Genomic DNA, 19360 nt, shown 5'->3' with positions numbered 1-19360 from the left:
ACTCTGTCGCATGGCAGGAATTGCCGTATTTTGGTGGCAAGAAAATTCCAGTCAGGTGCCCCTGGATCGCAGCAGCGGTGTATCATGGTTCGGCGATTATCCGAACAAAAACAAGTAGTGGGAGTGGTGCATAATGCGATTGACCTACGTTCTGATTTTGGCTTTTGCGTGCGGTATTGCGTGTGCTGACGACGGGAAGCCAGCGATTGTCCTGGAAGAGTCTCCGGCTAGTGTTGATGAGGCGATGGAGCGACTCAGCGGCCGCACGAAGGAATTGGACGGCAAGCTTACCGAGATCCAAGCCGCGCACTTGAAGGCGACGCGAGACGCCGAAGCAAAAGCCATCGGTTGGCTGAAACAGATCGCGCGTTTTGAGGTTGGCAAGGGTCAACTGACGAGAGCGACTGAAGCGTGGACCGAGGTTCTCAAGCTGGATTTCAGTGACAAGGAAGCACGGGAGTTTTTCACGACAATCGGACGGCTCGATGTTGTGCAGGCTCAGATCAAAAGGGAACGTGACGATAGTAAGAAGCCGTTGTCGCGGACAATGTTTGTATGCGAGAGCGGTAGGGTGTTTAAAAAAATCAGTGATGGCAAATGGGAGGACACTGCCCCTAACCACAGAGGTATACATCGAGAGGTGCGCACCGACGCCACCGGAGTTTTGCTGGAGCAAATTGACAACAGCACCTTCCACTGGCTCACAGCCACAAGGTTCTACTGGAATACTCCCAAAAATCGCCACCTGTGGCATATCGATGAACCTGGCGTCTGGGAACGCTAACCCTTGTTACACCCGTCGCTGCTCTTGGATTTGCTCGTAGCTTTTCGATCTATATTCGCGTCAAAACTTGTGTTTGTTGTGCCGTGCGTTTTCTCGCGAAGCAGGGATATGGAAAGTGCACAAACGGAATGGACCCCATCCAATTGTGAATCCGCCTTCGATTGCCATTTCCTCCAAGGCGTTGTCCTCGTCTCCCCCCAGCCATTGAAGGTTTCATCCCAACCGCCATGCGGCCAGATCGCACAGCTTCAACCAATTCAGGGACGCCGTTCTTGCGGACCCTGGCAGCAAGATCAATCGGCTTTCCGCTGACTCCGAAAGCCTTTCCGACTTCGTCGCGAGCGTCCCTTTTCACTCCCGGTAAATGTTCCGGAAGTGTTTTCTTTCATGGGGCCGTGCCAGCGTGATCCCGCTGCCGATCCTCCGCCCGCTGAGACACGGTGTCATGCTGATCGCTCTAGCGTTCGGTAAATTTCATCGCGGATTGACTTCCCCAGCCCTCCCCAGCTCCAGTATTGTTTTGCGACCGTCTTGTCGGGATCGTCGTCGCGCCACGCATACAGCTGTGAGTGATGCTTGGCCGCCACGGCCCCTAGCAAGTTGAACTCACTGAATACATGGAAGCTGTCGTTGTTGCTCTTCGCAAGGTCGCCGTCAAATAGCTGCCGCGCAAGGTCTGGGAACATCCGCTCCGTCAACGCCAGCGTTTCGCGGCGATACAGCAGTGGCATTCGCCGCATGTATTCATACTCAACGGGTTCGCCAACAACGGCTTCCGTTGGTGCCCGCCACTTCTCCGAACCGTCGTTGATGTCGGCGTATGGCTTTCGATGGCAGATTGGTCGATCGGCATCGATGAAGTCTCCGAGGCCGCAAGGTTGCGTGAAGATCGTGTCCGAATCGATGAACAGCACATACGGGCTGCTTGTGAAGTGATGCGCACGCAGCTTCAACGCTTGCTGCTGCAAGTACCCGTATTTGCCAGATGGGACATAGAAAACGTGTTCCTTGGTCAATCGCCACCGGCTAAGCTCGGGGCGGCAATCCTCATCGGCTACCAATACGATCGACCGTCCGGCCTCTTTGAAGAACAGGTCGATCGACCGCAGGCAATGTTTCAGCCACGGTAGGTCTTTCTTGCACGTCTTGGCGAAGATTGTCAGCTTCGAAGGCGTGTGCTCTCGTTTCTGGTAGCGACTACCAAACGGCATGTGCTGCCTCGCCGTCTCGACGCCAGCGCCGTAGATGCGATTGATTTTTTTGACCTGCTCCGCAATGTCAGCCTTGCTCCAGGTTTGGCTGTGGTTTCGATGAAAGAACAATCCATAACCGATCCAACGCGATCCGATGCCGTGGCGGTCGCAGTGAAATGGCATCCAGTAGTCCCAGGCTGGCTTGCCGATCCGCAGGTCGACCAGCGGGAACGTCTTGGCGGTTTCCGGCTCAATGTAAAACGCATCGATCCCCCAACGCTCGCGTTTGCCCTGCCACCAATTGCGGTCGTAGTTGTGTCGTATGCCGCAAGTCATGTGGCCCGGCGTGATCGCGTCCAGCAGGCTCGACTGAGCGCCACGGATCTCGATGTCAGAATTGACGATCAAAATCGGTTGGTCTCGATCGATGGCGACGCTCAGCAGCTCATTGATGCGCGGCGCACCATCGCCATCCGACGCTACCCATTCGTCGACCTGTGGATACAAATCCTGCATCGCGACAATCTCGGCCGGCGACTGAACAGCGACGATCGACAACCCAAATGTCCTCCATGTATCGAGACATTCACGCTGTCGTGCCGTTCGATCCGCTGACGGCGATAGGGATGTAACCGCAACGAAGTCGGTAATCGGCGGGTGGTTGTTTTCGGGCAAACCTCGCGATGGGTAATCGGGGCATGGAGTCGCAAGCGTCTTGTGGTTGCCTTCAGCGTGCAGGCTGGGTTTGCGTCGGCGGTACTTTCGCTTCCAGACGAGTTTGGTTTGCTTTCGGCCCTCGCGGACGACTGGGTGATGCATATGAAGGGCATCGCCGTCGACATAGCCAATGTTGAACCCGCCCTGGACGGCTACCCTTTCGACCGCGGTATCCTCTGAGCCCCAACCTCGAAAGTCTTCATCCCAACCGCCAATCTCTTCCATGAAATCACGCGTGCAAAACATGATTCCGCCGGCAAGGTTGGCGCGTCGGAACGGCACTTTTCCGCCGTTGTGTGTGTCGATGGGCATCGACCAATTCCAATGAGACCAATCAATCGCGCGTCGCTTGGTTTTGCGTTCTCCTAGGCGTTGGAATTGCGTGTAGGGTGAACAGGCATCGTATTGCGAAGCCACCTCGATCGCTTTGTCCCACTGGTCGGGATGCATTAGGAAGTCGGCATCTACGAAGCAAAGCAGATCGCTGCTGGCGGCTCGCCATGCTTGGTTGCGTGCGCGGCTGCGGCTGAATTCGCCAGTGCCTGGGACGCGTGTAATGTGCTCGAAATTGGCGGCGTATTCCGTCGTGCCGAACTCAACGGCAATGATTTCGATGCTGCCGTGTCGCGCAGCAAGCGCTGATAGCTCGTTGGCGCAGACGATCCAATTTCGGATGCGGTAGCTTTTGCCTTTTCCTGCAAATCGCAGCGGAATGCAGATAGAGATTGTGGGTTTGGGCATGAGTCGGCCTTTCAAGGTGTGTTAGGTGACTCCGGTTCTCGGTCGTCGGGAATGTGTTTGCTGGTCAGGTATTCGAAGCCCCAGGGCCTATGCAGCCTTGGGGCGGCACTGCGGTTGCGAGGCATTAGTCCCAATAAAATTCACCGATCGCATCCCATGCGTCCTCGAACGAGTCGGCACCAAGGTAGCCAAGGACACTCTCTGCGTCCCGAACGTGTGGTTCTCTTCGGAGGTGAAATAACGACCGCAGGTCTGTGATGAAGCCATCGCAAGCGTCCAGCAAATCCTGGGAAGTGCCATCGCCCTGCACGTCAACCGTTACGTGCAGCACATAGATCGCAATCGCCAGAGGTCGCGACGCTTTCGTGGTTCGGCGTTCGCGAATTTGACGGTGCGCCGCACGGATCTCGAACGCTACGTGCTCCGCGGCCTCTTCTTCCCACGCGTCGCGGGCGTAGAGAATGCGTTCCGCCAAGTGGCGAAGCTCCGGTAGCTTGGCTTTCGCCGGGTTCGGCCTGGGAAGTGGGAAGCGCTCGAGGGGCAATCGATCATACTGAACTACGCTTGCGTTTGTTGGGGCATTGGGGTTTGCGGGAGCAATCATCGTTAATCCTCAAAGTGTAGTGTCGGGTGTTAATTGTGCTGGTCGAAACGCCGCCGGAACTGGCCGACGGCGCTGCAATTCTGCCGGAAGCCTATTTCGCAAACCGGCGTCCAAACGAGTCCCAATCGGCGGCTGTCGCAACCTTGAAGTTTTCTTTGGCGGCTGCCGCTGCGGCCTCCGCATCGCTGATGAGCCTGGCGCGATGGAAGGCCCGACGCTTGGCCAGCATCGCTTCTTCTTCGGCTTCGTCAACGCCGTCGGGCGCTGGCGGTTCCATCATGCGGCCAGGCCGCAACGCCCCAAGTCGAGCCGCAGAACCCGGCAACGTGTGGCTGGCTGTGCGTCGACGCTCCAGGCTGTTGGATCGCATCGCCCAGGCGTCGGCGGCGTTCAACGCGGCCATGCGAACAAGGTGAGATCGGCCGGCAATCTCGCGATAGAAACCAACGCGTCCCAAAGCCCGCTCGATCAACTGCCCGAGCGCCCCGATGTCGGCTGAACCGTCCGGCAGCAACATGCCATGCATTTCGCAGATCTGTCGGAAGGTGACGTTTTGTCCGACCAACTCGCCGACGCCTTCGATCGGGTTCGGGGCGTCGTCGCCAGACAGCTCACGCCGCAATTCGTCCAGCGAACTGCGAACCAGCGCCGACTGCTCCGGAAACGCCCAAGCACGGATATCTCGCAGCGGCTCGCCATCAGAATTGCGAGGGTTCTGGAATTCGGGCCGTCGGAACGACTCGAATAGGTCGCACGCATCAATCACGCCTTCGATGGCCAGAACGACGAGGCGGGCATCCTCGGCAATGTCGTCCGTAAGCAATCGACACCGGGCGTCGTCGATGGCGTCCCATAGCCGCTCGTCTCGACGATCGGGGCCAACCATGTCGGCCTCGGCAACGTGAACCGCCTCGAACGCGTCCAGCAGGTCCGTGGCAACGCTTGAGGCAACCTCGCGGTCGACGTGATCAGGTCGCAGGTCGCGTTGGCGGTCGATGGCTTCGCGTTCAAGGCGTTCGCGTTGTTCATCCAACTCGTGTTGGGCCTTGGCGTTGGCCGCGGCCTGCTCTCGCAGCTGGGCAATCTGCCGGTCGATGGCATCCTGCTCTTTGTCTGCGGCGGCCTTGTCGGCGGCAATCTGTCGCTGCCGGGCCTCGATGTCGGTCAGGGCGGCTTCGGTTTTTTGGTTTGGGCTCGTCATTGGTCAAAGTCCTTTCGGGAGGGGAGGAGAAAAACTAAACGTGGTAGGTGGTTGGCTCGCCCATATCGAACAGATATTGGCGGGCTGCTGGGTCATGCTCGGCGAGTTTTTTCAGCAGCCCGACGATGGCGTTTCGCTGCTGATCGGGTTCGCAAAACTCGACGGTGATCGTCCATCGGTCGGACGTAACCGTGCGGCCCTTCGACTTTTGTTGGTGGCCGACAGTCACCTTCGGCGACGCCCCTAGGGCAGCGAATCCCGCCTTGATTACATGCTCGATGGCATGAAACGCTTTTTGGGTGTCGAGGGGCGTTTGAGTAACTAAATCGTTGGCTTTGGGGGTCACTGGAAAATCCTTACGTTTCGTACATAGGTGTTCATGTTTTTTGGCGCTTTGGAAAAAGTCGTTAGGGCGTTGGCGGTTCTGCTGGCAGTCGCATCAGTTGGCCCTCCGTGGCTTGGGGATGGGTTTGTAGGAGCCGTGCGAGGTTGCTAACGCCCCAGCACTGTGTCGATCGTTGTTGCGCGCTAGCCAACCGCCGATGAACTTTTGCATTCCCGATGCGGTCTTTCGCTTGGCAGCGTTGTCCTCGCACCACTGGCGAGCCTTGCGCAGTTCCATAACCACCCAAGATGCGTTGCCGTAGGTGGCCACGTATTCGTCCAGCTTGGCTTTCGGGAGGTGCCACCGCTCACCACTGGCTGATTTGATTTTGAAGGAGAACCCCGAAGGTTCCTGCTCGGTGCGATGAACATCGCTCGGAGCTTTAGAGGTTGTTTCCTTCTTCCCTTCTTTCCTTCTTCTATCTGCACCAGACTCCGCGTTAGAGTCCGCATCAGACTCCGCGTTAGAGTCCGCATCAATTTTTGATGCGGTGTTTTGATAGTCCCGCCACTTTTTGACAGTGACAACTCGATGAGCCTTGCCGTGAATCACCAACGTGTCGATCGCGATCAGGTCCGCGTCTTTCAGCTGCTCCAGTCGTCGCTTGATCGTGTTGACCGCTGGCGCTGTCCCTGTCGGGTACAGCCGCTCCTGCATCTGTCTATCGCATAGGATCACCTGCCCCGGCTCGATGGGCAGCATTTTAAAGAACCCTCGCTTCCAATTAACCGTCGAAAGCAAGCGGATCCACAGACCGAGCGTCTGGTCGTCACAGGCGACCACGTTGTCGAGAATCGAGCGGCTGACAACGAAGTAATTTCCAATCACTCGTTAGCCTCCCTGGTTTCGGTTACCGGCTTCCGAATTTGCATTGGGATCGCTTCCAGACGCCGCATCACCTCTGCGCGGCGTTGCTCGGTCAGCTGGCCGATTGCGCGGTGCTGGTCATTCGGCGGCAAGTGCGTGAACCCACATCGACGGGCAACTGTCGCGAGGGATTCGCGCAGGCATGCGCGATGGTGGTTGGGTATGGTGACGCAATGCATCGACCTAGCTCCGCGGTGCTGCGTTGGCGGCGGCGGTCGACTCGGCGATGTACCTTTCGGCGGCTGCGACTGTAGTGCGACGCTTTCCACCGATTATCCAACTCTGCAGCTGGACACCGTATCGATTGGGACGCGTTGCCCAGCGCCAGGCTGTTACACGATTGACGGGAGCGTTGATCACCTGCTCGACGGCAGAGTGCAGGGGGAGGTAATGAGAGCTGCTGGTCATAGAGAGTGCTCCAGTGTAGTGGAGCCCGACCAGAGCGATGCCAACGAAAAAAACCGCAGCACCTCAACATCCCATTAGGATGATGATCGGGCTCCGGTTCTCGGTAGCTGATAGTTGGCAACAATGCCTGTGTTCGTTCGGCAGCTGCGTCGGGGTTTCCGTTCACACTCTGCTGCCGTTTCAATATTAACGCTACGCTGCTATGTGACAATAGCTGCAGCTTGCAAAATACCAAAATATTTGAATCGCACACAACGACGATGGATTGCGACACTCGGCAAGTGGATACTTGCCTTGTTCGACAGTCGCCGCACAAGTTCGCGTCTGGTGATGGCAGGGAGTGAACCGGTCACCATCGAAGTGAACCCCGACGATCCAATCGCCTTTGTCATGTCTGAGAACCTTCACCGTCGCCACATGCGCCCGACGGAAAAGGCAGCGTGCGCTCTTCGGGCTCGCGATCTTTACGACCAGCGGGCGAAGGAGCGGCAGCGGGATCACGCTGGCACAGCACCAGGAAAGAAAACACTTGAGGAAGATCTTCCACAAGTGAATGCCAGGGCCCGCGACGAAGTCGGCAAGGTGTTCGGCGTCTCCGGCCGTTTGGTCGATCACTTGGGATACATTCTCGAAGCGACTTTGGGCATGCGCGATCAGCTTCGTAAAGAAGTTCTCAGACGCCCGGAAAAGACTTGCACGTGGGACGTGGCTGCAATGATCACAGCTGGGTGTTGCAGGAGGGCACACAACCAGCGAAAATAAACCAACTAGACTTGTTGCCAGCGGTGCCAGCCGCGGCTCTTAATCGTTCCGCACGAGCCCCGTGAAGGCAGTAACCGTCAATGAATCCGAAACTCTCTATTTCGATTCTAGCAGCGACCATTGTTTCCGCGTTTGGGTCTCCAGCGAATGCACAATTGATTGATCCCGTTCGCTCATTTGTTGGCGGGGTTGAAGAATCGGTCACGTCATTGACAGACGACCGAAAACAATTGCTCAACGGTGTTGTCGACTACGTACTGACGCGAGCAAAAGGAGGAACCCACACGAAGCTGGTCTTCATCTGCACGCACAACTCTCGCCGCAGCCATCTCGCTCAGATCTGGTGCCAGACGGCAGCAGCGCACTACAGCGTGCCGGGTGTAGAAACGTATTCCGGAGGCACGGAAGCAACAGCTTGCAACATCCGAACGATACACGCCCTCCGGCGTGCAGGCCTTTCCGCGGTCGCCTCTTCGCAAGGTGATAATCCAACCTATCTGGTGCAATATTCCGACCTGCATCCGCCAATCCGAGCTTTTTCGAAGATCTTCTCAGCACGTTGCAATCCAACATCTGGATTTGCGGCGATACTGTGTTGTTCGCAGGCTGATAAGCAGTGTCCTGTGGTGAGTGGTGCCGACGGAAGGTTTTCGCTGCAGTACGAAGATCCCAAGCTCGCAGACGGCACGCCCGAAGAGGCGAGGCGTTACGATGATCGTAGCTTCCAAATTGCTCAAGAGATGTTTTATGTGATGTTGGAAGTGTCGAAGCGTTTGAACGGCTGCAATGGGGATTCAAAGCAATGCGCCACACCTGCACCGCCGAAAGGTGATTTGGGCAATGGAGAACTCGTTCCTGCAGGTAAGTAATCACAAACGTTCAAGCTTGTCGCGCAGCCATTCATTTCACAACGACGATTCGTTTTTCCACTACTCCTAAGACTTCAGCGACAAGATGCCCACTCAATATGCATTGACAATCGCTTCCCTTTAATTCCTGTCGGGTTGAGCGACATGCGCCAAACTGGCGGATCACGGCGCAGACATTGCTCCTTACGTTGGCACATTGCACGATGCCGAAGTTGCTTGGGATGCCGGGGCGGGGCAGCAGCAGAAATGTACGACGGCATGCCCTGTGGTTGTCGGCTGGTTAGCTCCCCGCGAGCTTCGTGGCCGGTATCTTATTGCTGCCGGTTGCACTGGGGAATTTTAATCGGGGCAATACCGCAACATCCAATGAGAGTGAAAACCTGATCCAAATGGCGTCCATAGCGATTGATCAAGCCAAACCTCGCCCGATTTGACAGGTGCTTGATGACAACGACTTTATCATCGACCAGCCAACGTTAAATAAGCCCCTTTAAGCAGACGCATTCAAGTTTGCGGCTGACGCCTTGGGCCTAGGAAGGGCCTCACGCTCACTTCATCGCTGCGGGCGCGGTGCGGGGAGGCAAGGTGCGCTCGAAATAATTGCGCAGCGGCGTTACATGGAGTGCTTCGTCGGTCCAGTTCGCTTCCAAATTTTCGACGATATGCTGTTCGTCCAGCAGTGTTCCGTTGCTAAAGCGACGGATAACCGGATGCAGGAAAGTGCTATTCTCTGCCGCCTCCGCATCGGTGTGGGCAACGCGGCTACTTCTGAACGGGTCGTCATCAGGTCCAAATCCGTACTCTAAGCTGACGGTGTAATATCTCTCATATTGACCAGCCAACGAATCGTGAACGAAGTCGAACGGCAGCGCTTCGTAATAGTCAACGCACTCGCCGTCGTGAGAGACCATCAAGACGTCGCAAAGAAAGCTGAACTGTTGCCACAGTGCTGAACTGCGATTGACTCGCTGAATAACGGCTTCGGTCATTGCGAATGGCGATGGAGCTACCGGCCGGCTGGGAATCGGTTCCTCGTATTGGCGATTTAGCAAAATGCTGGCCAGGGCGCGGACATTGTAGCGAAACCCGTGTATGAATGCGCTCGCCGTCTTCTTGAAATCGCGTGACTGAGTTAAAGCACCAGCGAAGTACAAGCCTGGAATATTTACTGATTGCCAACTGCTGTCGAGGCTTGGGAAGCGATCGTGAATGGTCATTTCCGGTTTGCAGTCCTCGGAGTAGATGCTGCGGTCCATGCGAAAACCGGTGCAACAGATGATCCGATCGTACTCGATTACCTCGCTACTCCCCATCGCACGTTGGTAGTTCACCGTTGCAAGAAACTTGCTTCCGTTCTTTTCAATTTTTCCGATTTCGACTTCCAGCGTGGCGTTCTGGCACTTTAGTAAATACGTGTCTAGTAAATTGTTGTTAATTGCACGTAGGTTACCCACGAAGTGCGACTGCCATGCAAACTTGACAGGGTGTGGGCTGGCTACATGAATTAACGCGGTAGTTTCGACCAAATGGTCGGCAGTCTCGAATCCAGAATTACCCTTTCCAATGATCAATACTCGCTGGTTCGCGAAATCAGCAGCATCCATCGTCACTTGGTCGTACTGTTCAACCAATTCGATTCCGGGGATCTCGGGAACGTACGCCTTCGACAGACCAGTGGCAATCACGAGGTTGCGGCATGAAAACTCGTTGCCTTGGGTATCGCGAATCCGGAAACCACCGGCGTCGCGCTGTACGAGTTGGATGTCAACGTTGCACTGGACACTCAAATTCTGTAGCGAAGCAAAGTCCTTTAAGTACCGGACCAAGTCATCCGCGTGAGGGAAATACTTTTGGCTGTAGTTGCGGAACATAAACCGATCGTCATCGCACAATAGCCCATTCCAATCCCAGCGATAATTGATTTCAGGGTCGCAATGTCCGGTGTGAACCTTGTTGATGCTGATCAACTTGCGATGTCGTGGGAACGTTTTGAAAAACGTACCTGGCGAATCACCTTTTTCCAGCACGATATACGACCGTTGTGCTTTTTCAAGGTAATACGCGAGTTGGAGGCCAGCGGGGCCTGCCCCGATGATGCAGAAATCTCGGTCGATCGACATAGCTTCAATAGCTCCCAAAAAACGAGTATTCTACGCCTCAAGGCGCTTTGCGTAGCCGCTGTTTAGATCAATTATTGAGCGCCTTTGCCGGTTTGCAAACTGATGTCGTCAAGCAATGTAAATTTCGGTGATGAAAACTCTTGCCAATAGCGTGATTGAGCGCTGGAGAAGTAACGTTTTGGAGCTAGCTCAGCGTCTCAGTTGCACAGGTAAGCAAACGTTCATTAAATCGGGTGTCACCGCCCCCATCTGCAAAAGATCGATAAACTCATGAGAATACTTGTCGCACTTTTGGCGGTTCGACGCATTAGTTAAAGTAGCGAACGTATCCTGCCACTTTGTGGTGCACCCAGCACGCGACGTGGTGAACCGCGCGACAGTGCGGGCAAAACCAAACAGGATTAAATCGCATGTCACAGCCTCCACCAATCGCACCGCCACCGTTTGTCGATCCTTTGGCCATCAATTAGTATTTCGCGCGTGACGGAAAACAACAGGGGCCTTTTTCACTGCAAAAGCTGCGAGACGCCTCGGTCGCAAGTCGACTGCCACCAACGGATCGCGTTTGGCACGAATCACTTGGCGACTGGCAGCAAGTGAGCGATGTCGAATCCCTTTGTGCTTCCGTTCCACCAAGTATTCGCAAGCCCGATTCCCGCCCCACGACGTCGCAAGTGAAGGCCGCGGTATCGCGAGACTGGCCATTCTTTGCCGGATCTGCGACGCTGCTTGGCTGCTTATTCCTACACACAAAGCTGGGCGTTATTTCGAATGCGAAATGTCTACATCCAGGGCATATGGTTCAATGAGCTTGCCGAGACGTCAATGGAACGTGGTGAAGCGATCGTACATGTTGGTATCACTGCCGTACTGACGTTCGCTTTCCTGGGAACGATACTTACTGCCATGCTTGGTATCGGATACTGGGTGTTTTGCAACCTGCGTCGCAAATGACACAACGTATCACTTTCGCGAGGAAGATATTAACCACGACGACCCTGTCAAGCTCGTCCTGTCGCACAACCTTCACCGTCGACACATGACGCCATCGCAGCGTGCCATGTGCGCGGCGAAGGCTCGCGAGATCTACGACGCGAGGGCGAAGGAGCGACACGAACAAAACAGCGGTCGCCCATCAAAGGATAAACCGGTGGAAAATTTGCCACCGGTTTCACAAAAAGCCCGCGGTGCCGCCGGTAAGGCGTTCGGCGTTTCCGGCAAGGTTGGCGATACTTTCCGGTTCTCGATGATCATCCCGGCGTCTTGGCTTGCTTCCCAATCGCATCGACTCTTCCTCCGGTCACGACGGCACCTTCGTCTTGCGCGGCTCCCAGGTCGCTCGCGACGCTCAGCAGTTTAGCGCGGCCAGCAGGGGGCAGCGATCGGAAGCGACAGAGCAATTCGGCTTCCACCGGATCAGTTATGCTGAAAATCGGTGTAAGATCAGTGGTAACTTCGCCGTCTGCGCCGTTTGACCCCGCAAATTGCTGGGTAGTTCGAGTCCCGCTCCGGCTATTTTTTCTTGCACGACTGCCCGCAAACCTTGCGGTGCATTCTTCACGCGACAGGTCGTGCCGGCCTGGACTTGCGCCAACAGTGCTCTCGCACCGTTTGGCCCACCCCCATTCCTAGCGATTTGTTTCACCGGGTCCGATCAGGAAACAAGGGCCAGCAATGACCGGCGCATGGAGCGTGCTTGCGTGCTAATTGCCACTGGCCCGCTCGTGGCTTGCGACTCGCATCTCTTCAAATCGGATGTCGGGATTCTCGCGATGCAGGACACTCTCATCCCACTTGGACTGCAACAGAATGGCGTCCTGCCCAAACTGATCCAACGCCAACTTGGACGAGAAAGGAAGTCGAAGCTTCGCTTTTTGTTCGGCGGTGGCATTGAACCAGCGAACCATTTTGTAGGGCCGCCAACTTAACGTCGTCGGTGCATTGTACTCCGACTCCAACCGATAACGGACGACATCAAACTGCAACTCCCCCACCGCAGCGAGCATCATTTCGCGTTGCTTGGCGTGAGCATCATGAAAGACCTGAATCGCGCCCTCTTCCACCAACTGCGTCAAACCGCGATCGAATTGTTTACGGCGCGACGTATCGGCGCACCCCAGCACTGCGAAGAACTCCGGTGAAAACTGCGGCAGGCCTTCGTGGTGAATGATTTCGTCCTGACACAGCGTATCGCCGAGCCGGAATTCACCTGGACAGACCAAACCAATGATGTCCCCCGGATAGGCTTCGTCCAACGTTTGACGATCCTGGCCGAAGATGCGAAACGCGCGCGCCAACCGAATCTTCTTCATCGATCGCGCGATGGTGACTTCCATGTCGCGTTGAAACATCCCGCTGCAGACGCGCAAAAAGGCGACTCGATCGCGATGCCGAGGATCGAGATTGGCTTGGATCTTAAAAATAAAACCCGAAAAACTCGAGGACGCTTCGGGCAGACTCCCTTCGACCTGCTGTCGCGTTCCCGGAGGCGGGCACAGCTTAAGGAACCCATGCAGAAAATGCTCGATACCAAAGTTCGTCAACGCACTACCAAAGAAGACTGGCGTTTGCGAACCATCGAGAAAACGCTCCCTCTCCAACGTCGCGCCCGCCATCCGCACCAAATCCACTTCCTCACCGGTCGCTTCGATCAGATCCGAGGCAATCGACGGCTCGATCGATTCCAAGTCGGACCATTGGACAACCTTAGGTGAAATCCGGCGACTTGAATTGCGTTCATCAAACAAATGCACGGAATCATCTTGCAGATCGACAAAACCGCGAAAATCTTCACCGCTGCCGAGCGGCCAGTTCTGTGGAACCGGCTCGATCGAGAACTTGCGTTCAATCTCGTCCAGAATCTCCAACGGCGAACGACCGCGACGATCGACTTTATTGACGAAGGTGAGGACAGGAATTTTTCGCAACGCACAAACGCGAAACAGTTTTTCGGTCTGCGACTCGATCCCCTTGGCGAGGTCGATGACCATCACCGCTGCATCGGCTGCCATCAACGTTCGATAGGTGTCTTCGCTGAAGTCATGGTGACCGGGAGTATCCAGCAAATTGACTTGGAATCCAGCAAATTCAAACGTCAACGCGGTGGAGCTGACCGAAATCCCACGCTGCTTTTCCAGATCCATCCAATCCGATGTCGCCCCGCGTTCCGATTTGCGGCCCCGAACCGCACCGGCCGTCTCGATCGAATTGCCGAACAGCAACAATTTTTCGGTCAGCGTGGTCTTACCGGCATCGGGGTGCGAAATAATGGCGAACGTTCGCCGACGCATCCGCTGCGATTCAACGTCGCTACCGCCATGAGACGACTTGGCGGCTGCGGCCGGACGGGTAGGACTGGTGCTCATGTTTGAAACCAATTTTTCTTCAGATGCTGATGCTTGGGAAGTGCCTGCAGCACTCGGCTCGCCGCTCACGACATTCCCATCATGATCCCACCAGCTATCTTGATACGACGATCGGCTGGCGCGAAGCACCGTAGCAATGCTCAAGCCAGCGGCCACGACGATCACTTGGCATTCTCAACGGTTCCTGAGCAAGCACTCGCAGCAAGCTTGGGACAAAGAAGCCAAACCGAATCGAGGCGAACAGCGAGACGGGCACAGCAAAAACGCAGCGTGTCCGACAACAAAGACTCTCGAACAAACAGAGGGGTTGTCCGAGAAAGCAGGAAAATCGCGACTCGCCCACAAAATTTGGAATCTACGTTAAAAGCGGATTCAGTGGGGTCGAAAGAAGCGACGCGGACGGGACTCGAACCCGCAACCTCCGGATCGACAGTCCGGGGCTCTAACCAATTGAGCTACCGCGCCTTGGATGGCATTTGGTCCTTGCGATGATTTAACTCATCGTCACTTGGACGGACGAAGTATAGCTTGCGTTTCGAATATCGAAAATAGTGGGTTCAACGATTTTTTTGCATCTCGACCAACTTCTCAAGTTGGCGCGAGCTATGGTTCACTGGACCGCTGCGTTGATCGCCACCGGTCCGAACCTGGCGGAAGCGTTTTCGCCTCAAAAAACCTTGCATTTGCTGACGGTGTCGCCGCCGAATTCGACTTCCGCGGAACGCTACATGGCAGATCGCGTGGTTGCCGCAACGGAGAATTAACTTCCCTTGCAATCCCTGTCGAACCGTGAAGGAACTGCTATGCTCGGTAAACTACTGCTCGGATTTAGCTTCAACGATTGGTGGCGTGGCGCCTCACGCGAACTCGCCGACTACTACAACAAAATGGATACCACTCAGTGGGGCATCATCGCTTCGCTGTTTGTGGTCGCTGGATTTTTGTTGCTACGGACTTCGACACTAAAACGCTAGTCCGGCGGGCAAATTTTTTGCGCCCCGAATCGTTCGCGTTGAAGCCTAAGATCGATAGCTCGCATGAATCTTCACGCGAGCGATGCTTCACACATTTGCAAACTGCTGGAACAAGTTGTGCCTCAGAATTTTGATCCCGATGAAATCCGCCAAGCCACCCGCCAAGTCCTCTCTACCGGCATCATCGCGATGGCGGCGATGCTGGTGATCTACGTCGTCTGGAGCGGCGTCTATACGGTTCGCGAATACGAACGCGCTGTCGTGTTGCGATTCGGCCGGTATCACAGCGAAGTCGGCCCCGGGCTGCACTTCAAATTGCCCTGGATCGACCGCCGCGTCCTGATCGACACCAGCGAGCGAAGTCTGCGGCTTCCCTCCGGCACGCAAGATACCAGCACGCGCGGCCAGCAGATGAAAATCAATAAGATGGAAGAGGAGCAATCCTTGATCCTGACCGGTGACCTGTTTGCCGCGGTGGTCGAATGGACCGTCATTTGGCGAGTCACCGACCCGCAAGAGTATGTCTTCAGCATCAACGAGCGGCAGGTCGAAGATACGATCCTGGCGGTCGCTCGCAGCACGATGCACCGCGTCGTCGGCGATTACTCAGCCGACGAGATCCTGACCGGCAAGCGGAACGAGATCGCTGCGGCTGCGTTAGAGGAGATGACCGCACAATTGGCCGTCTATCAATGTGGCGTTTCGGTTGTCGACCTTCAGCTGCAACGCGTGACGCCTCCCGAACGCGTCCGCCCCGCCTTCGACGATGTCAACGCGTCGATTCAACAGCGCGACCAATTGGTCAACGAGGCGCGGCGCGAACGGAACAAGATGATTCCGACGGCGATGGCCAACAGCGATAAATTGATTCGCGAAGCGGAGGGTTACGCTGCCCGCCGCCGCGCCGAAGCGGCTGGTGAGATTGCCGCGTTGCTGTCGAAATACGAGAGCTATAAAGAAGCTCCTGAAGTGACCCGACAACGGATGTATCTGGAATCGATGGAACGGGTGCTTTCGACAAGCGGCCCTAAGACGATCCTCGACAGCGACTTAAAAGGTCTGCTGCCCATGCTGAACTTGAACCCCACGGCCACCGCCCCGTAACCCGCCGCGCGTGTTCGACCGGTTCAAAAGTTCTCCTACATAAAGCAGCTACCCACGATGAAACCTGAAACTGTGATCAACCTACTACGTGGACTCGCCGTCCTAGCAATCCTGCTCGTCCTCGCCCCCTTCTTCTGTTTCGTGATCGATGAACGCGAGATGGGAGTTGTGATGCGGTTCGGCAAACCGGCTCGCGAAAAAGTCGAACCGGGCGTCTATTACAAATTGCCGTTCGTCGAAACGGTTCGGCGACTGCCCAAGACGCGTCAGTTCTGGGGAGACAGCCGGCGATTCCTGCTGCCCGACCTGCCGACGCGCGATGACAAGAAGATCGAATTGATCCCTTGGGCGATGTGGCAGATCGACGATGCCGAGACTGGGCCGACCACGTTTGTGCAGCGATTGCGGACGATCGAAAACGCCGAGGAACGGGTGGCACAGATCTGCCGCAGTGCGATCCGCGACGTGATCACGCAATACGATCTGGCCGAACTCGTCCGCAGCACCAACCGCACCCTAACCCTTTCGGGCGATCAACAATTGCTGGACGACGAACTTGCCGAAGTCGGCGAGAGCCAAGCCGAACAGATGCTGGTCGAACTGGAAGAGAAGAGCGAATCAAATTCGAAAGAGATCCTCGCCGGTCGGAGCAAGATCCTCGACCAGATCAAAATCGAAGCCCAACGTCGACTGGCCAGCAAGGATGATCAAGAAGGGATCGGCCGCGGCATCCGCTTGATCGATATCGGGATCTCGCAGATCGCGTTTGTCGACAGCGTCCGCATCAAAACGTTCGACCGTTGGATCGCCGAGCGGGAATCGATCTCGGCGCGGAACGTCAACGAAGGGGAACGTTTGAAAGCAGCGATCATCAACGAAACCAATGCCGAGGTGCAGAGTATCGAGGGCAAGGGACAACAGAAGGCTAGCGAAACCAAAGGGCAGGCCGACGCCGACGTGATCAAGAGTTATGCTGAAGCGATGAACGAAGTGGGCGAATTTTATACGTTCGTCCGCACGCTGGAGGCTTACGAAAAGGCGATCACCAAGGACAGCAGCTTGATCCTGACGACCGACAGCGAGTTTTTCGGACTGCTGAAAAAACTCGAGCCGCTGAAAAAGTAGCCTGTGACGGCAATGCCCTTCCAGTGCGTTCGTCGCTGAGCGCCGATACAATAGATGAATGGCATTTGCGTACGTTGAAACCACCATTGTCGGGAACGTTGCTGGGAGAATCCTGAAGGATCCTGCTGCTGCGGCCCAACAGCGACTGACTCGTGCCTGGTGGGCAATGGCACCGACTCGTCTCGAGCTTGTTGTTTCACAACTCGTAGTGGACGAATGCGGTGCCGGTGATCCAACAGCGGCACGAGAACGCCTGGAGGCGATCAGCAACCACAGATTACTTGCAATTACTCCTGAATGCCGAGAACTGGCAGCGAACCTGATCTCAGCAAAGGCCGTCCCCGCTTCAGAGCCCCGTGACGCCCTGCATATCGCAATTGCTTCGGTTCACGGTGTAGACTACTTGTTGACATGGAACTTCAAGCATATCGCCAATGCCGTGCTACGGCACCAGATCGAATTCGTGATTCGCGAGGCGGGATTCGAGCCACCTGTGATCTGTACGCCGCAAGAACTTCCGATGGACGAAACCGATGACTAACCCAATAACCGATCAAATTCGCGAACTACGCCATCGGCTTGCTGCCGATTTCGACAACGACCTCGATCGGATCTATGCCGACCTGCAGCGAAGAGAGAAGGCATCCGGACGGGTCGTGATCGACCTACGCGGCGAAAGAGTCGCGACGGATTGCCAGGCGATGCAGCAGAGCGGCGGCGGGAAGCTTTCGCCAGCGGACCATAAATCGCCACCTCTTGGTGAGCAGTAGAGTTCGCCACGCATCGACAACAAAAATAAAAAAACCTGCATCGGGAACGTCCGCACGACGACCGAGCACGATGGAATGTGACGCCCCGAATGCAGAATGACTTTGACATCGTAGTAATTGGGGCCGGTGCGGCCGGGATGATGGCCGCCGCCGAGGCAGCTCGCCGAGGCCGCAGCGTCTGCGTCTTGGAGAAAGCGAACAAGGCGGGGGTCAAGATCTTGATGTCCGGCGGTACCCGTTGCAACGTGACTCACGATTGCGATGCGGCCGGGATCATGGAAGCCTTCGGCAAGAACGGTCGCTTCCTGCGGCAAGCGCTCGCCGAACTCTCTCCCACCGACGTCGTTCAAATGTTCCGCGACTTAGGCGTCCCGACCAAAGTCGAACCGGGCGGCAAGATCTTTCCCGAAAGCGACAGGGCGTTGGATGTCTGCCAAGCGTTGCAGCGCCGGATGACCGAAAGTGGCGCGACGCTGCGATTGGGAGCGGCGGTCCAAAACCTGACTCGCACCGAGACCGGATTCCGAGTCGATCTCGACGGCCAATCGCTGCACTGCCGATCGGTGATCGTGACCGTGGGGGGAATGTCGTATCCAGGCTGCGGCACCGTCGGCGATGGCTACAACTGGCTGCAACAACTTGGGCACACGATCCTCACGCCCCGTCCTTCGCTGGTCCCGATCGTCGGTGGCAGCGCTTGGACGTGGGAGCTGCAAGGGCTGACGCTTCCCGAGGCCCAAGTGACCGTAGGCAAACCGGGCGTTGCGAAGAAAAAGGGTGAACTGGCTCAGCGAACCGGCGGGCTGCTGTTCACTCACTTTGGATTCTCCGGCCCGACGGCGATGGATGTCAGCCGGGCGATCACCGCCGTCGAAGATCTGTCGACGATTGAGCTGCGGATCAACGCGTTGCCCGGCTGGAACGACGATCGGCTGAACAGCTGGTTCGATGCCAAACGTGCGAGCGAACCGAGCCGCCAGCTGGACAAAGCACTCTGCGAAATCCTGCCGCGACGGCTGGCGAGCGCGCTGATCGAGCAAGCTCAAGTCGCGGGAGAGAAACCGCTAGCCGAATTAAGCGGAGCCAACCGGCGGCTGCTGGTCGAGGGGATGCTGCGAAATCGGATGCCGATCCAAGGGACGCGGGGCTTTAAAAAGGCGGAGGTGACCGCCGGAGGTGTCTCGTTAAAAGAAGTCGATCCGCGGACGATGCACAGCCGAATCGTCGACGGATTGTACATTGCCGGAGAAATCCTGGACCTCGACGGTTGGATCGGCGGATATAATTTCCAGTCGGCGTTTAGCACGGGAACGGTTGCCGGTCGCAGCGCCGCCGAGTCGCTTCACGACGCCGACGCGGGAGGTTAGCAAA

The 19360-nt window shown here is 56.3% G+C and carries 19 protein-coding genes, 1 tRNA gene and 1 pseudogene; 11 read left to right on the top strand and 10 right to left on the bottom strand.

The features are described from left to right. Positions 1 to 133 precede the first annotated feature (133 nt). The gene (locus Poly24_RS03180; RefSeq protein WP_145090332.1) at positions 134 to 784 is read left to right on the top strand and encodes a hypothetical protein; all 651 of its coding nucleotides are present in this window, start codon (positions 134 to 136) and stop codon (positions 782 to 784) included. A gap of 443 nt (positions 785 to 1227) precedes the next feature. On the opposite strand, the gene Poly24_RS03175 is transcribed toward Poly24_RS03180, so the two are convergent. From Poly24_RS03175 to Poly24_RS03150, 6 genes are all read right to left on the bottom strand, one after another. Beyond that, entirely contained in the window at positions 1228 to 3435 is a 2208-nt protein-coding gene (locus tag Poly24_RS03175; RefSeq protein WP_145090330.1) for a glycosyltransferase family 2 protein, read from the bottom strand. A gap of 124 nt (positions 3436 to 3559) precedes the next feature. Next, a complete protein-coding gene (locus Poly24_RS03170) occupies positions 3560 to 4039 on the bottom strand; it encodes a hypothetical protein (RefSeq protein ID WP_145090328.1) in 480 nt (159 codons plus the stop codon). A gap of 91 nt (positions 4040 to 4130) precedes the next feature. Continuing rightward, positions 4131 to 5240 (bottom strand): hypothetical protein, encoded by a 1110-nt coding sequence (locus Poly24_RS03165; RefSeq protein ID WP_145090325.1) that lies wholly within the window; start codon positions 5238 to 5240, stop codon positions 4131 to 4133. Positions 5241 to 5274: 34 nt separating this feature from the next. After that, positions 5275 to 5586 (bottom strand): hypothetical protein, encoded by a 312-nt coding sequence (locus Poly24_RS03160; RefSeq protein ID WP_145090322.1) that lies wholly within the window; start codon positions 5584 to 5586, stop codon positions 5275 to 5277. A 93-nt stretch (positions 5587 to 5679) separates the two neighbouring features. Beyond that, positions 5680 to 6453 (bottom strand): hypothetical protein, encoded by a 774-nt coding sequence (locus Poly24_RS03155; RefSeq protein ID WP_145090318.1) that lies wholly within the window; start codon positions 6451 to 6453, stop codon positions 5680 to 5682. A 222-nt stretch (positions 6454 to 6675) separates the two neighbouring features. Then, entirely contained in the window at positions 6676 to 6900 is a 225-nt protein-coding gene (locus Poly24_RS03150) for a DUF1580 domain-containing protein (RefSeq protein WP_145090315.1), read from the bottom strand. Between the two features lie 240 nt (positions 6901 to 7140). Here Poly24_RS03150 and Poly24_RS03145 point away from each other — a divergent pair, with 240 nt between their 5' ends. Together Poly24_RS03145 and Poly24_RS03140 are read left to right on the top strand one after the other, a co-directional pair. Further along, positions 7141 to 7662, top strand: coding sequence for a hypothetical protein (locus tag Poly24_RS03145; protein ID WP_145090312.1), 522 nt, complete (start codon positions 7141 to 7143; stop codon positions 7660 to 7662). 80 nt (positions 7663 to 7742) lie between these two features. Next, positions 7743 to 8531, top strand: a complete 789-nt coding sequence (locus Poly24_RS03140) for a low molecular weight phosphatase family protein (protein WP_197452290.1) — start codon at positions 7743 to 7745, stop codon at positions 8529 to 8531. A gap of 548 nt (positions 8532 to 9079) precedes the next feature. Here Poly24_RS03140 and Poly24_RS03135 read toward each other — a convergent pair. After that, a complete protein-coding gene (locus Poly24_RS03135; RefSeq protein ID WP_197452289.1) occupies positions 9080 to 10669 on the bottom strand; it encodes an NAD(P)-binding domain-containing protein in 1590 nt (529 codons plus the stop codon). A gap of 464 nt (positions 10670 to 11133) precedes the next feature. Here Poly24_RS03135 and Poly24_RS27760 point away from each other — a divergent pair. Next, positions 11134 to 11460: pseudogene (locus Poly24_RS27760) on the top strand (DUF4339 domain-containing protein); the annotation flags it as partial. A 441-nt stretch (positions 11461 to 11901) separates the two neighbouring features. On the opposite strand, the gene Poly24_RS26865 reads toward Poly24_RS27760, so the two are convergent. From Poly24_RS26865 to Poly24_RS03120, 3 genes are all read right to left on the bottom strand, one after another. Next, a complete protein-coding gene (locus Poly24_RS26865; RefSeq protein ID WP_197452288.1) occupies positions 11902 to 12063 on the bottom strand; it encodes a hypothetical protein in 162 nt (53 codons plus the stop codon). A 291-nt stretch (positions 12064 to 12354) separates the two neighbouring features. Beyond that, entirely contained in the window at positions 12355 to 14016 is a 1662-nt protein-coding gene (locus Poly24_RS03125) for a peptide chain release factor 3 (protein ID WP_231753446.1), read from the bottom strand. A 391-nt stretch (positions 14017 to 14407) separates the two neighbouring features. Then, positions 14408 to 14481: transfer RNA gene (locus tag Poly24_RS03120), tRNA-Asp, on the bottom strand. Between the two features lie 140 nt (positions 14482 to 14621). Between Poly24_RS03120 and Poly24_RS26860 the strand changes: the two genes are divergently transcribed. The 7 genes from Poly24_RS26860 (at position 14622) to Poly24_RS03095 (ending at position 19356) form a co-directional block, all read left to right on the top strand. After that, on the top strand, positions 14622 to 14780 hold the full coding sequence (locus Poly24_RS26860; protein WP_197452287.1) for a hypothetical protein: 159 nt from the start codon (positions 14622 to 14624) through the stop codon (positions 14778 to 14780). A 39-nt stretch (positions 14781 to 14819) separates the two neighbouring features. Beyond that, entirely contained in the window at positions 14820 to 14990 is a 171-nt protein-coding gene (locus Poly24_RS26855) for a hypothetical protein (RefSeq protein ID WP_197452286.1), read from the top strand. A 63-nt stretch (positions 14991 to 15053) separates the two neighbouring features. Then, positions 15054 to 16094, top strand: a complete 1041-nt coding sequence (hflK, locus tag Poly24_RS03115) for an FtsH protease activity modulator HflK (protein WP_145090306.1) — start codon at positions 15054 to 15056, stop codon at positions 16092 to 16094. A gap of 57 nt (positions 16095 to 16151) precedes the next feature. Further along, entirely contained in the window at positions 16152 to 17219 is a 1068-nt protein-coding gene (hflC, locus tag Poly24_RS03110; RefSeq protein WP_145090303.1) for a protease modulator HflC, read from the top strand. Between the two features lie 58 nt (positions 17220 to 17277). Next, positions 17278 to 17760 carry a type II toxin-antitoxin system VapC family toxin gene (locus Poly24_RS03105; protein ID WP_145090299.1) on the top strand — a complete coding sequence of 161 codons (483 nt, stop codon included), beginning with the start codon at positions 17278 to 17280 and terminating at the stop codon, positions 17758 to 17760. Continuing rightward, positions 17753 to 17989: a hypothetical protein gene (locus Poly24_RS03100; RefSeq protein ID WP_145090296.1), complete on the top strand. Its 237-nt coding sequence runs from the start codon at positions 17753 to 17755 to the stop codon at positions 17987 to 17989. The genes Poly24_RS03105 and Poly24_RS03100 overlap by 8 nt, the downstream gene beginning before the upstream one ends. A gap of 89 nt (positions 17990 to 18078) precedes the next feature. Beyond that, the gene (locus Poly24_RS03095; protein WP_145090293.1) at positions 18079 to 19356 is read left to right on the top strand and encodes a BaiN/RdsA family NAD(P)/FAD-dependent oxidoreductase; all 1278 of its coding nucleotides are present in this window, start codon (positions 18079 to 18081) and stop codon (positions 19354 to 19356) included. Positions 19357 to 19360 lie beyond the last annotated feature (4 nt).

It is taken from the genome of Rosistilla carotiformis (assembly GCF_007753095.1).
In the GTDB taxonomy this organism is placed as follows: domain Bacteria; phylum Planctomycetota; class Planctomycetia; order Pirellulales; family Pirellulaceae; genus Rosistilla; species Rosistilla carotiformis.
The sequence above is the reverse complement of the archived record's forward strand: the minus strand, read 5'-3'. Positions and strand labels throughout refer to the sequence as shown.

Coding starts and splice junctions, on each gene's coding strand:
- Poly24_RS03180 (WP_145090332.1), top strand. CDS start 134: ATGCGATTGACCTACGTTCTGATTTTGGCTTTTGCGTGCGGTATTGCG.
- Poly24_RS03175 (WP_145090330.1), bottom strand. CDS start 3,435: ATGCCCAAACCCACAATCTCTATCTGCATTCCGCTGCGATTTGCAGGA.
- Poly24_RS03170 (WP_145090328.1), bottom strand. CDS start 4,039: ATGATTGCTCCCGCAAACCCCAATGCCCCAACAAACGCAAGCGTAGTT.
- Poly24_RS03165 (WP_145090325.1), bottom strand. CDS start 5,240: ATGACGAGCCCAAACCAAAAAACCGAAGCCGCCCTGACCGACATCGAG.
- Poly24_RS03150 (WP_145090315.1), bottom strand. CDS start 6,900: ATGACCAGCAGCTCTCATTACCTCCCCCTGCACTCTGCCGTCGAGCAG.
- Poly24_RS03140 (WP_197452290.1), top strand. CDS start 7,743: ATGAATCCGAAACTCTCTATTTCGATTCTAGCAGCGACCATTGTTTCC.
- Poly24_RS03125 (WP_231753446.1), bottom strand. CDS start 14,016: ATGAGCACCAGTCCTACCCGTCCGGCCGCAGCCGCCAAGTCGTCTCAT.
- Poly24_RS26860 (WP_197452287.1), top strand. CDS start 14,622: ATGGTTCACTGGACCGCTGCGTTGATCGCCACCGGTCCGAACCTGGCG.
- Poly24_RS26855 (WP_197452286.1), top strand. CDS start 14,820: ATGCTCGGTAAACTACTGCTCGGATTTAGCTTCAACGATTGGTGGCGT.
- hflK (WP_145090306.1), top strand. CDS start 15,054: ATGAATCTTCACGCGAGCGATGCTTCACACATTTGCAAACTGCTGGAA.
- hflC (WP_145090303.1), top strand. CDS start 16,152: ATGAAACCTGAAACTGTGATCAACCTACTACGTGGACTCGCCGTCCTA.
- Poly24_RS03105 (WP_145090299.1), top strand. CDS start 17,278: ATGGCATTTGCGTACGTTGAAACCACCATTGTCGGGAACGTTGCTGGG.
- Poly24_RS03100 (WP_145090296.1), top strand. CDS start 17,753: ATGACTAACCCAATAACCGATCAAATTCGCGAACTACGCCATCGGCTT.
- Poly24_RS03095 (WP_145090293.1), top strand. CDS start 18,079: ATGCAGAATGACTTTGACATCGTAGTAATTGGGGCCGGTGCGGCCGGG.